This is a genomic window from Vibrio chemaguriensis (assembly GCF_012275705.1).
Lineage (GTDB): Bacteria > Pseudomonadota > Gammaproteobacteria > Enterobacterales > Vibrionaceae > Vibrio > Vibrio diabolicus.
Window position 1 is genome coordinate 37,870 of sequence record NZ_SHOE01000015.1, and the last position, 12,338, is coordinate 50,207.

Genomic DNA, 12,338 nt, shown 5'->3' on the forward strand with positions numbered 1-12,338 from the left:
GGAATAAAGCTGAAACACAACAACTAGAGCTGGAATGAACCCATTCGAGTTTTCAAGTTGTGCGCTAGGCTACTGATCTGCTGGCAAGCTACAGCCGTTTGCGAAGCTCCCTCAGCCATCTCTGTTGAGGCACTATTAATATGCTCCACACTGCGATTCAGCTCTTCGGATACTGAATTCTGCTCGCTGCACGCCGTTGCGATTTGTGTGCTCATTTGCGCTATGTTATCGACAGAATGTTCAATTTCTTTTATCTGGCTATCAGCGTCATTGACTTGCTCAACACACTGAGAAATGCCCTCCTGACAATCACGGCTTGAATGCCCTATTTTGCTGCTGCTCTCTTGTAGTTGATTAACAATTTCCACAATTTGTGAAGTGGAGTCTTGAGTGCGTTGCGCCAGAGAACGAACCTCATCTGCCACAACAGCAAACCCACGTCCTTGTTCACCGGCCCGAGCGGCTTCAATTGCAGCGTTCAGTGCTAACAAGTTTGTTTGCTCCGCAATCCCGCGGATCACATCTACGACCACATTGATATTGTTTGAGCTCGATTCAAGCTCACGTGCCAGTTCATCTGACTCTTGGATCGTATGTGATACACGCTCAATTACTGCGATAGTTTGTTGTAACGTCGCCGTTCCTTGTTTAGCCACTTCCGTTGCCGAGTAAGCAGAGGTCGCGCCAACTTCAGTATTTTGTGCCACTTCACTTACAGCAGCTTGCATTTCTGTCATCGCAGAAGCCACCGAGCTAAGTTCAATTTGTTGATTTTGCATACCAGAAGCGGTCTGAGAAGAAATAGCACTCACTTCCTCTACTGCTGCCGTTAGCTGAATCGTTGAGTCATTAATCTCAGAAACCAGCGAATGTAAGTTTGTTTGCATACCGACAAGCTCTTTGAGCAGCGTTCCTAACTCGTCTTTGCTCAATTCGCTTTCGTCGATTTGATTATTCAATTGACCCTTGGCGATTTTGGAAGCGAATTCCAATGCTCGATCAATAGGCCCGCAGATGACTCGAGAAAGCAGCATGGCAGACATTACCATGACCAATGCGACGACAAGCGCACCAACAGCAGCGCTGTATTGTGTAAATGCCGCTTCACTTTGTACTTCTTCGCCAATCAAATTCACCAACTCATCGTTCAACGCGAGGGTATCATCCAAGCTGCTCAACGCTTTTGAGTAGGTATCGAAACTCGATAAAATCACATCATTTGCACTTTCAGCATCACCTTGGCTTAGCAGTGCGTTGTAAGTCTTCGTTTCCTTGATGTATTGATTCCAGGTTTCTTTAAAAACGTTAAAAGACTGCGTTTCACGCTGATTAAGATCGAGCTTTTCGTATTCTGCAATACCAGCCTGCACATCAGAACGCCATTGGTCGAGGCCTTTTAACCACTCACCAATTTTGGGGTGATTTGCGTTTGGCAATAACGAGAACTCATCTTTGCGCACTTTAGTAATATCAACTTGGATACCTTTCAAAATCGCAACAGAAGGTAAGCTTTTATCTGTTAGCACTGAGATGTCTTTATTCAGTGTTAACAAACCTTGCACCAACATTACTGACACTAAACCAAACACGGCAAAAACGGTTAAATAACTAACCGATATTTTCTTTACGACACTTAAGTCTTTAATACGCATGCACTTTCTCCCTGCAGCCTTTCCAAACCTCTCACTTAAGTGAAAGCTTAACCTCTAAAACACACTGTTTTTTGCGCTCGATATCATTGAGCGCTCTTATATACATCGGCCTGAAAGATCAAATCTTGACCAGTAATTGATATTTTTATCACGTGCTATTTTAGAGATAGGCTCGCATGCTCCGTATTGTGTCTACATTTTTTTATGAGCGCTTCCCGGCGCAACTCTAAGATCTCATCGATGAGTTTTTCTTTAGCGTTGATGCCAAAGTGCTGGGCATAATTTTTGACTTTTTCAATCTCATTAGGCTGCAAGCGGTATACCTCTTTCTTTAAACGAGCTTCTGCTTCGCTTCTAATCAAACCTTGCTCTTGTAGTAATTTAATGATGGTTTCATCGATTGGATTTACTGCTCTAGCCATGGTGCTCCATCTATCAATTTAAGTTCTAGCCATGTGGCTGGATGAATGACGCCGCACAACTTATAGAGCGAAGATGACAACTTGATTGCAGTGAGTACGATTCGTTAACCATCGCTATTATTTACAACCGCTTAAGCAACCATTAACTCTCTACCCCAACTCCTCACCATTGAATAAAGATCACATTCTGATAACAATTTTTAGTACTGGCTTCGATGTCATCCATATTTAACGTGCAAGTAATATTTATAAACAAGAATGATTGCTCTAGTTCAAATGATGGAAAAATAAGATGAAATTATCGCAGTGGGGTCTTTTATTAAGTGGCTTGGTGGCATTGCCAAGCATTGCAGATACAGATGTTTATCTAACCAATAACTCTGATCAGCCTTTAACTATTCAAGTAAAGCACGAAGGCAGTGATTTACTTGAATACGGAGAAGAGTGGCAGCAACATGTACAAGTACTTGGTCCGTGGGAAACCAAACCTGTATTGAGCTTCAATCGTTGGGAAGGCGTGAAATCCAACCAAACTTACCGTTTTGAAACTGTGGTTTCTAGCCCTAAAGGTGAAAGCATAACACTCAATCAAGTCATGGAAGGTCATTGGTATAATTCAACCATTGAATATGGCTTATCGGCGGCCGATGTCGATTTATCTCTTAAAGATGATCGTGATATTCATCGTGCCAACACTAACGCTTTTGGCATCCGAGAAACCGAACTGGTATTTAAGTCAGACAGTACCGCTCGATACGACGATCTTTATTACACCATCACACCAAGCAAAGTAAATGAATCTGTCGATAACGAAGAACAAAACCTTAAGTTGATGACATACAACATCTGGGCTCTTACGGCTATTGCATCGCACATCGGTGATCGTTACAAACTGATTCCTCAATACGTCAAAGGTTATGATGTATTAGCGCTGCAAGAAGTGTTTGCAAGCGGTCGTGAAGCATTCCTACGTGAGTTAGCTAAGGAATATCCGTACCAAACTAAGATGTTAGATAAAGAAGGCGTTAATATTCATGATGGTGGGGTGATCATTGTCAGTCGCTATCCTATCGTGAATGAAGCGCAATATGTCTTCCCCGACTGCTCTGGCATAGACTGCTTTGCCGACAAAGGCGTGAATTATGCGGAAATTATTAAAGGTGGTCAGGCTTACCATGTGTTTGCTACCCATACCGCATCTTTCGATACAGACACCGCTCGCGAGTATCGTCAGCGCCAGTTCAAACAAATCCGCGCACTCGCTAAATCTCTCAACATTCCTTCAAGCGAAACTGTGGTATACAGCGGCGACTTTAACGTAAACAAAAGAAAGTTCCCTGGTGACTACCAACAAATGATCGCTAACTTAAGCGCCATCGAACCTCAGTATTCTGGATACACGGAGTCAACCTTTGATCCCCGCATCAATAACTTCGCAGGTGAAGCGTTATCAGGTGGCGAAAACGTGGAATACCTTGACTATGTTATGGTGAGTAGCGAATACGGGGTGAAATCATTCAATGACAACCGTGTAGACGTGCCGCGTACAACCGCAGAGAGTTTATGGAAACACTACAATCTTTCTGACCATTTCCCAGTTAGCGCAACAATCAAGCCATGAAGAAAATCGCGTTGATAATCATGTCCGCCATTATGGCGGGCATGATGTTTTTAACTTTCAGTCAAGATGGGCAGCAAGAAGCGGCCGTGTCCGCTTCTGCTCCAAAGGCAAAAAATAAGAACGGCCCTAGTACATCACTAAAAACAAGCAATATCGCTCCCAGTGCAGATGCTTCACCACAGACCGCAGAGCTCCCTTCTGCGACTCAAATAACGACTGAGAGACTAACTCTGCTCAAAGGGAGAGAACTCGTCGCAGAGCTTGAGTCATTTTGGCATGAGTGCATGTCGAACCGCGACTGTGAGGAACAGTTAGCCTTGCTCGAGCCTTATTTATCTTCAGCACGATTTCAACTTTTGGCGAGCTACCATCAACTCAACAGTCAATGGCAAGAAAGTGTGGGTAATTTGTTGTTTGATGAGCAACAACCACTAGCCTCACGTATTGCACAACTTAAAGCCGAGGCAAGAGGCGTTTGGGGCGAGTTGGCTGATGTTATTTTCGCGGATGAGTTCGCCCTATACGATTTCAATGTAGAGGCCCAACAGCTCAACACGCAAAGTCCAGAAAGCTTTTTGCAAGCTTTCGAGCAACTCATCATAGACTGGCAAGAAAATGCAGAGGCTATCGGGCTTACAAACGACCAAGTAAAATATGAGCGTGCAGTCGCCCTGATACCCAATAGCATGAGCTTTCCAGATCGCCAAACTATCATCGCAGAGCTGGAAAAAACTTACTTAACGAAGGACGAAAGCGAAGAGATTCACGATCGTCAGCAACAAATTGCCGAGCAAAAAGAGCAAGTCAGAGATTACCAACAAGCATTGCAACAACTTGAGTCCAGACTCAGAAAAGAAAGAGCCACAAGCCATTCGAATTTGTCAGAACCGGAATGGCAAAGGTATTACCAACAAGAAGTAGCGGATTTTCGTCGTGAATTTTTTTCTTCTTAACAATGCGCTTTGACTGACTGGGAACTTAAAAAGGCACGTTGCTAATAAGCCATCGTGCCTTATGTTCAACTCTCTACTTTTAATTCAGAACAAATTCAAACCAAATACATCTTTCACATCAAATAGCACTTGTTCAGTTTTCTCACGAGAACGCTGACTGCCTTGTTTTAAAATATCAATCAGCTGTGCTTTGTCATTTAGATACATGGCACGCTTTTCTCGAATAGGACGAAGCATCTCTTGTAGGCATTCTTCTAACACTTTCTTGGTCAAACCATCACCTAACCCACCGCGTCGATAATGCTCTTTTAGCTGTTCGACATAATTTTTATCAGGATAAAAAGCATCGAGGTAGGTAAATACAATATTACCTTCGACTTGGCCAGGGTCCTCAATTTTCAGGTGATTGGGGTCGGTATACATAGATTTCACCGCCGCAGAAATCTCTTTTTCAGACGCCCCTAGGTTGATTGCATTCCCCATGCTTTTAGACATCTTATTTTTGCCATCAGTACTCGGCAAACGAGGTGCATCACTAAGTAATGGACGGCATTCTCTAAGAACCTCTTTTCCACCCAGGTAGTTTATTTTTCTTACGATTTCATTGGTTTGCTCCAACATCGGCAGTTGGTCATCACCTACCGGAACCAACGTCGCGTGGAACCCCGTAATATCGGCAGCTTGAGAAATTGGATACGTTAAAAAGCCAGCAGGAATAGAGCGCTCAAAGCCTTTACTTTGAATCTCATTTTTAACCGTGGGATTACGCTCTAAACGGGCAATAGAGACAAGATTGCTGTAATACATCGTTAACTCAGCTAACGCTGGTATTTGAGATTGCAACGTGATCGTGGTTTGTGTGGGGTCGATACCAACGGCCAGATAATCCGCAACAACATTGAGAATATTGGAGGATACTTTTGATGGATTGTGGGCGTTATCCGTCAACCCTTGCATGTCTGCGACTAAGATCGTTTGCTCATGCTCCGTTTGCAATTTGACTCGTTGTTGCAATGAACCGACATAGTGCCCGAGGTGTAACGGACCTGTCGCTCGATCACCGGTCAGGATAATTTCACGCTGTGATGTACTTTGAATGGTGTTCATATTTATCTCCAAGTATTTAATAGATCGCTACTGGAGATAAAAAGATCAAACACTCTTAGCTACCATCCAGCAGCTTAAGAATGTGAGTATTCCGTGCCGCTCTATTTAGAGCGCCACCAAAAGAAGGTTGTTGATGAAGGGCTAACGTGTATTTTCATGTTTTCAAACTAACAGTACATCGAGCTGAACTCAATCTGTTTTTGTATTGAATTAGCGTGAGTATTCAAAGAGCCTACAGAAACGATTACATTGGTAAAGACATCGCAATGACTAAAGCTGCACCAAACACCGAACCTGAGACAAATGCACAAAGTACGGTTTTGTTGTGTTTCCTTTTCATCGATGAACTCCTATCCATAACCACAATGACCAACCCTTTTATTTAATATGCATGTGGATGCATCACGATAAGTAGTAAACCAACATATCGCGCATAGAACCAGTACAGCTTTGTTAAACTGGGACCTCGTCCATAACTTGGAATGCAAATGGTTCTGGAAACAACAAAAGAGGAAAATTTCATCACTTTTCTGTCCTGTCTCCCAGAGTTTATGGCTTAATAGACAGCAGGAATATTTTTCTTTTGCTGCGGGTACTTACATGGAAGCTGTTCTACATCAGTTGCAATTCTCTTTGTCGATAACCGGCCCTATCTGCTTAATGTTAATACTTGGCGTGATGTTCAAACGCATAGGGCTGATCAACGATAATTTTATCGAAGTAGGCTCCAAACTGGTGTTTCAAGTTACGCTACCTGCGATGTTATTTGTCAGTATTGTGGCTTCAGAACACGATTTTTCCGCGGCGAGTGGCTTTGTCAATTTCGGCGTCATCGCTAGCATTTCGTTTTTCATTTTCACCTACCTTTCGGTCAAGCTTCTGTTCAAAGCATCGCCTGACCAAGGTGTTCTTATCCAGGGTGGGTTTCGAGCAAACACAGGTATTATTGGCATCGCTTACGTTGCCAATGCGTATGGTTCTCAAGGTGTGGCGTTAGCAGCGCTTTATGTCGCGGTCACCACGTTTATTTACAACGTCCAAGCGGTAATTTGCTTATCTCCCAAAGGCGCAACTTCTGTCCCACAAGCCGCAAAAATGATGGGCCGAACACTGACGAGGAATCCACTGATAATCTCAATCGTCCTAGGGATGGCTTTCTATTTGCTCTCTATTCCAGTGCCGAATGTTGTTATTGATGCAGGGGACTACTTGTCCAAAATGACATTACCTTTAGCGCTGTTGTGTACGGGCGGCTCACTCGATTTTAGCTTGATGAGAAAAGAGAAAGGTCCATCTTGGTTTGCAAGCAGTTACAAGCTCATCGTGGCACCCGTAATGATCACTATTGGTGCTTACTTAGTAGGTTTTCGAGGAATTGAGTTAGGTATTCTTTTCTTTATGAACGCTTCCCCAGTGGCAGCAGCCAGTTATGTCATGGCACGTTCGATGGGAGGCAATGCCACATTAGCCGCAAATATCATCGCACTCACTACGGTACTTTCTACCGTCACGTGTACTTTGGGCATTCTATTTCTTAAGTTTTACGACTTAATATAATTGCTCACCAATACAGTAAAGGCGCGCTAGATAGCATTAAGATAAGCTACTGGTCGTGATTTGCAAAAGTAAGCTTTCTTACCAAACGAAAAAACTCACTCGCTTCTGATTCAGACAAACAAGCAAAAAATTCTTTCTGTAAATTCGTCATGATTTGATGCACTTGCTTTAAAGCGTTTGCCCCCTCTTTTGTCATGCTGAGCATTTTGAGACGCTGATTCGATTTACTTTTAGAAACTTGAACAAACCCTCGCTTTTCCAAATTATCCACCATTCGCTTTGCTACACTTCGCTCAGTTCGAACCGCGTCAGCCAACGCTTGCTGACTCATGGGTTGAAACTCTTCCAAAGCGGCCAGTGCACTTGCCATCTCGAGTGTCATTAAATTTTGCCGAGAGAGCTCAGCTTGAGCACGGTTGCGATACATTCGCTGCATCACACCGCAGACAAACATAGGGCTTTGATCCAAAACGGAAATTGGGGAGATTTTCTGATCTTTCATCGTCGTTTGTTCTTCTTTAGGCTTTCATTCGGTCGGAAGGAGTAAGCAGATTCTGCATAAGGCAAAACGCTCCCCCTTCAAGTTTGCGTCAAAGACGGTAACCACCAAGTGAAAACATAAAATAAAGAGCGCCGAAGCGCCCTTTTATCGTGTTTATTATCACCAGTATAACTTAGTTACAGCAACCAAGTCTTACTCGCTTTGCTGAGCCGGTTTAGGATTAGTCTCAGACAACTCTGCCTCCGATTCTTTTCTCGCACGTCGATCAAACAATCGCTCAACCACCACAAAGAAGATTGGCACAAAGAATATACCTAAGATCGTCGCACTGATCATGCCACCAAGTACACCAGTACCTACCGCATTTTGACCTGCTGAGCCCACGCCAGAGCTGATAGCAAGCGGTACTACACCTAGACCAAAGGCAAGCGATGTCATAATAATTGGGCGCAGACGAACACGAACGGCATGCAGGGTTGCTTCGATAAGGCCAGCGCCTTTCTCGTAGTAATCTTTCGCAAACTCAACAATCAGAATGGCGTTTTTAGTTGCCAAGCCGACCGTCGTTAATAAGCTCACCTGGAAGAATACATCGTTGTCCATACTTCGCGTCATTACCGCGAGCACAGCACCAAGCACACCAAGAGGCACAACTAACACCACGGCGAAAGGTACTGACCAACTTTCATACAAAGCGGCGAGAACTAAGAATACGACGAGGATAGACAGCGCATATAACATTGGCGCTTGGTTTCCGGAAAGGCGCTCTTCATACGAAATACCATTCCAGTTCACCGTGAAGCCTTCTGGTAGCTTTTCTACCATTGCTTCAATTTCTGCCATGGCTTCACCAGTACTGACGCCAGGAGCTGCGCCGCCTTGGATATTCATCGCTGGCAAACCATCAAAACGCTGCAAAAGAGGTGAACCATACGTCCACTCTCCGCTCGCAAAGGCAGAGAAAGGCACCATCTCACCTTTTGAGTTGCGCACGTACCACGAATCGAAGTCTTTTGGCTGCATACGGTATTCCGCATCACTTTGCATCATGACTTTTTTCACTCGACCGCGATCAATATAGTCGTTAATGTACGCTCCGCCCCATGCCGCTGACAGGATTTGGTTGACGTCATTAATGCTAACATCCAGAGCACGCAGTTTAACGTGGTCAATGTTCACTTTGTACATTGGCGCATCTGCTTGGCCGTTCGGACGAACACCGACAAGTTTCGGGTTTTGTGCAGCCATGCCAAGCAGTTGACCTTGCGCAGCGACCAATGCGTCGTGACCTTTGTTCAACGAATCTTGAAGATAGAAATCAAAGCCTGTCGAGTTACCCAATTCTTGAATCGCAGGAGGTGCAAATGCAAACACCAGTGCTTCTTTGATGGTTGAGAAGTACCCCATCGCTCGACCCGTAATGGAAGCTGCATCAGCACCCGGCGCTTCACGCTCTGACCAATCTTTCAGACCGATAAATGCCATCCCCATGTTTTGGCCTTGGCCTGCAAAACTAAAGCCCGCAACGGAGAAGACGGATTTCACGTTGTCTTTCTCATCCACAAGGTAAAAGTCGCGCATTTTCTCAAGTGTTTTTTCCGTCTGCTCTTGCGTTGAGTTAGGCGGCAAAATGGCCATTGAGAATACCGTGCCTTGGTCTTCATCCGGCAAGAATGATGTCGGAAGATTCATAAACAGCCAGCCCGCACCTGCACTCATTGCCAAGAATACAACCAACATACGACCTGTGCGCTTTAGGAGTTTAGCAACGCCGGTTTCATAGCCAGCTGTCATCGCATCAAACTTGCGGTTAAACCAGCCAAAGAAGCCTTTCTTTTCTAGAAGCTCAGCATCGCCTTTTTTTAGTAATGTTGCACATAATGCTGGAGTCAGAATTATCGCCACCAAAACTGAAAGTGTCATCGCCGCCACAATCGTTATCGAGAACTGACGGTAAATAACCCCTGTAGAACCAGACATAAACGCCATAGGGACGAATACCGCAGAAAGCGTCAGACCTACACCAATCAGAGCACCAGTGATCTGCCCCATCGATTTTTTGGTCGCTTCTTTGGGCTCTAACCCATCCTCATGCATCACACGCTCGACGTTTTCCACCACAACGATGGCATCGTCCACCAGCAAACCGATAGCCAGAACCATCGCGAACATGGTTAACGTGTTTACGCTAAATCCAGTCGCGTACAAAATAGCGAAGGTGCCGAGCAGTACGACAGGCACTGCGATCGTTGGAATGATCGTCGCACGGAAGTTCTGCAAGAACAGGTACATGATTAAGAACACAAGAAGAATGGCTTCTAACAGCGTTTTAACCACCTCTTGAATCGAGGCTTTGACGAATGGCGTCGTTTCAAATGGGTAAGCAATCTGCAACCCTTCAGGGAACGTAGCACTTAGTTGGTCTAAGCGCTCTTTTACTGCATTGGCGGTCTCAAGCGCGTTTGCACCTGTACCTAATGAAATACCTAAACCCGATGCTGGGAAGCCATTATATTGACCTCGAATATCGTAACTTTCTGCACCACGTTCAACACGAGCCACATCTTTCAAATAAACATTCGAACCGCTGGCGTCCGACTTAAGAATGATGTCTTGGAACTCTTCCACACTGCTCAAACGACTTGCAGACGAAATCGTTGCATTCAACAGCTGGCCTTCCTGCGCAGGTGCTGCACCAAGTTGACCTGAAGAAACTTGCGCGTTCTGTTCACTGATAGCATTTGCTACATCGATTGCGGTCAAGTTGAACTGCGTAAGCTTAAATGGATCCAGCCAAACTCGCATCGCATACTGCGCACCAAACGCCTGCACTTGTCCTACGCCAGTTACACGACTTATCGGGTCTTGAATATTCGTTACAACAAAGTCGCCGATATCGTTTTCTGTAAAGTCAGGATCTTCAGAATAAACTGCCACCACCATGAGAAACGCCGTGTTGGATTTATTCACGACGATACCTTGGTTTTGTACTTCCATCGGCAATGATGTCAATGCCAATTGCAGCTTGTTCTGCACCTGTACTTGCGCGATATCGGGATCAGCTTCGCTATCAAACGTCAGGGTAATTGTCGCATTACCGAATGCATCACTGCTCGATGATAGGTAGCGAAGATAATCTAATCCCGTCATATTTTGCTCGATAACCTGCGTTACCGAGTCTTCAACGGTTTTCGCTGATGCACCTGGATAACGAGCACTGATGGTGATCGTTGTCGGTGAAATCGTTGGGTATTGCGAGACGGGTAAATTGAATAATGACATTACCCCCGCCAACATCGTTAGAATTGCGAGAACCCAAGCAAATACCGGACGATCGATAAAAAATCGTGCCATGATTACTCCTGTTCACCGTTTTGGATAGTTACAGGACTGCCTGGACCTACCTTTTGTAGCCCAGCAGTAATGACTTTATCGCCCGCTTTCAAACCATCAATAATGCGCCATTGATTATTGATCGCTTCGGCTGTCTTCACTGGTCTCGCTTCCACTTCGTTCTCACCATTCACCATCATCACTGTTGCTTTGCCTGTCGCATCACGAGAAACGGTATTTTGTGGTATCAGAATCGCGTCAGGGTCAACACCAGTAATAACCGTCGCACGAACAAACATTCCTGGTAGTAACAAACCGTCAGGGTTTGGGAATTCAGCACGAAGCGTCACGCTACCCGTACTTTCGTTCACATTGACCTCGGTAAATTTCATCGTGCCTTTATGTTCGTACGTGCTGCCATCTTCAAGCATCAATGTAACTTGCGCAGAGTCATCTTCTTGCATATGACCTTGGGAAAGAGCCGCTTTTAAACGCAGCAGTTGCGCGGATGATTGCACAATATCAACGTTGATAGGATCAAGCTGCTGAATGGTCGCTAATTTGGCTGCTTGGTTAGCCGTAACCAACGCACCCGCCGTCACACTCGATTTACCGATCACACCGCTAATCGGAGCTTTCACTTGCGTGTAATCTAAATTGATTTTTGCCGTATTGATCTTAGCTTTTGCGACTAGGACCTGTGCTTGCGCTTCCTTGTATGCTGCTTCTGCTTCATCCAAATCTTGTTGGCTGATGGACTTTTTGGTGATCAAGGTTCTGTAACGCTTCACTGTGGCATGGGTCGATTCTGCCGCTGCTTGAGCTCGGATTAATTCCGCTTCAGCGCTCAGCAAATCCGCTTGAAATGATGAATCATCAATTTGATATAGGGACTGTCCTTGTTCAACAAGGCCCCCTTCAACAAAATTTCGCTCTGAAATAATGCCTGTAACTTGCGGACGAACTTCCGCTTCTTTGAATGCACGGCTACGACCTGGCAACTCGACAGTTAACGCTTGGCGAGTTGGTTCCACCGTTAACACTTCAACTTCGGTTGCGGGCGCAGGACCACTACCTTGACTCGATCCTTCTTCGCTAGGTTGACATCCAACCACAAAAAGGCTCGACGCAATCAGCAGAGATAGCGTGGTTTTACGTCTCATGAATTTTTCTCTCTTTTACCTACAAGCC

9 protein-coding genes are annotated in these 12,338 nt (G+C 45.0%); 3 read left to right on the forward strand and 6 right to left on the reverse strand.

Annotated features, from left to right (window positions below; translation table 11 throughout):
• Positions 1-23: 23 nt before the first annotated feature.
• Entirely contained in the window at positions 24-1,652 is a 1,629-nt protein-coding gene (locus EX191_RS14920) for a methyl-accepting chemotaxis protein (RefSeq protein ID WP_193447979.1), read from the reverse strand.
• Between the two features lie 155 nt (positions 1,653-1,807).
• Entirely contained in the window at positions 1,808-2,074 is a 267-nt protein-coding gene (locus EX191_RS14925) for a hypothetical protein (protein WP_109168505.1), read from the reverse strand.
• Positions 2,075-2,366: 292 nt separating this feature from the next.
• On the opposite strand from EX191_RS14925, the gene EX191_RS14930 reads away from it, so the two are divergent.
• The gene (locus tag EX191_RS14930; protein WP_193447980.1) at positions 2,367-3,695 is read left to right on the forward strand and encodes a sphingomyelin phosphodiesterase; all 1,329 of its coding nucleotides are present in this window, start codon (positions 2,367-2,369) and stop codon (positions 3,693-3,695) included.
• The gene (locus EX191_RS14935) at positions 3,692-4,648 is read left to right on the forward strand and encodes an ATP-dependent dsDNA exonuclease (protein ID WP_193447981.1); all 957 of its coding nucleotides are present in this window, start codon (positions 3,692-3,694) and stop codon (positions 4,646-4,648) included. The genes EX191_RS14930 and EX191_RS14935 overlap by 4 nt, the downstream gene beginning before the upstream one ends.
• Positions 4,649-4,732: 84 nt before the next feature.
• Here EX191_RS14935 and trpS read toward each other — a convergent pair whose 3' ends face one another.
• A complete protein-coding gene (gene trpS, locus EX191_RS14940; protein WP_193447982.1) occupies positions 4,733-5,755 on the reverse strand; it encodes a tryptophan--tRNA ligase in 1,023 nt (340 codons plus the stop codon).
• Between the two features lie 600 nt (positions 5,756-6,355).
• Between trpS and EX191_RS14945 the strand changes: the two genes are divergently transcribed.
• Positions 6,356-7,312 carry an AEC family transporter gene (locus EX191_RS14945; protein ID WP_085343589.1) on the forward strand — a complete coding sequence of 319 codons (957 nt, stop codon included), beginning with the start codon at positions 6,356-6,358 and terminating at the stop codon, positions 7,310-7,312.
• A gap of 46 nt (positions 7,313-7,358) precedes the next feature.
• On the opposite strand, the gene EX191_RS14950 is transcribed toward EX191_RS14945, so the two are convergent.
• The 3 genes from EX191_RS14950 to EX191_RS14960 form a co-directional block, all read right to left on the reverse strand.
• Complete coding sequence (locus EX191_RS14950) at positions 7,359-7,814, reverse strand: MarR family winged helix-turn-helix transcriptional regulator (RefSeq protein ID WP_012841967.1); 456 nt, start codon at positions 7,812-7,814, stop codon at positions 7,359-7,361.
• Between the two features lie 192 nt (positions 7,815-8,006).
• Positions 8,007-11,168: an efflux RND transporter permease subunit gene (locus EX191_RS14955; protein ID WP_046874752.1), complete on the reverse strand. Its 3,162-nt coding sequence runs from the start codon at positions 11,166-11,168 to the stop codon at positions 8,007-8,009.
• Between the two features lie 2 nt (positions 11,169-11,170).
• On the reverse strand, positions 11,171-12,310 hold the full coding sequence (locus tag EX191_RS14960; protein ID WP_152812457.1) for an efflux RND transporter periplasmic adaptor subunit: 1,140 nt from the start codon (positions 12,308-12,310) through the stop codon (positions 11,171-11,173).
• Positions 12,311-12,338 lie beyond the last annotated feature (28 nt).

Excerpts from the sequence above, each read along its gene's own strand:
- EX191_RS14920 (WP_193447979.1), bottom strand. The coding sequence starts at position 1,652 with ATGCGTATTAAAGACTTAAGTGTCGTAAAGAAAATATCGGTTAGTTAT.
- EX191_RS14925 (WP_109168505.1), bottom strand. The coding sequence starts at position 2,074 with ATGGCTAGAGCAGTAAATCCAATCGATGAAACCATCATTAAATTACTA.
- EX191_RS14930 (WP_193447980.1), top strand. The coding sequence starts at position 2,367 with ATGAAATTATCGCAGTGGGGTCTTTTATTAAGTGGCTTGGTGGCATTG.
- EX191_RS14935 (WP_193447981.1), top strand. The coding sequence starts at position 3,692 with ATGAAGAAAATCGCGTTGATAATCATGTCCGCCATTATGGCGGGCATG.
- trpS (WP_193447982.1), bottom strand. The coding sequence starts at position 5,755 with ATGAACACCATTCAAAGTACATCACAGCGTGAAATTATCCTGACCGGT.
- EX191_RS14945 (WP_085343589.1), top strand. The coding sequence starts at position 6,356 with ATGGAAGCTGTTCTACATCAGTTGCAATTCTCTTTGTCGATAACCGGC.
- EX191_RS14950 (WP_012841967.1), bottom strand. The coding sequence starts at position 7,814 with ATGAAAGATCAGAAAATCTCCCCAATTTCCGTTTTGGATCAAAGCCCT.
- EX191_RS14955 (WP_046874752.1), bottom strand. The coding sequence starts at position 11,168 with ATGGCACGATTTTTTATCGATCGTCCGGTATTTGCTTGGGTTCTCGCA.
- EX191_RS14960 (WP_152812457.1), bottom strand. The coding sequence starts at position 12,310 with ATGAGACGTAAAACCACGCTATCTCTGCTGATTGCGTCGAGCCTTTTT.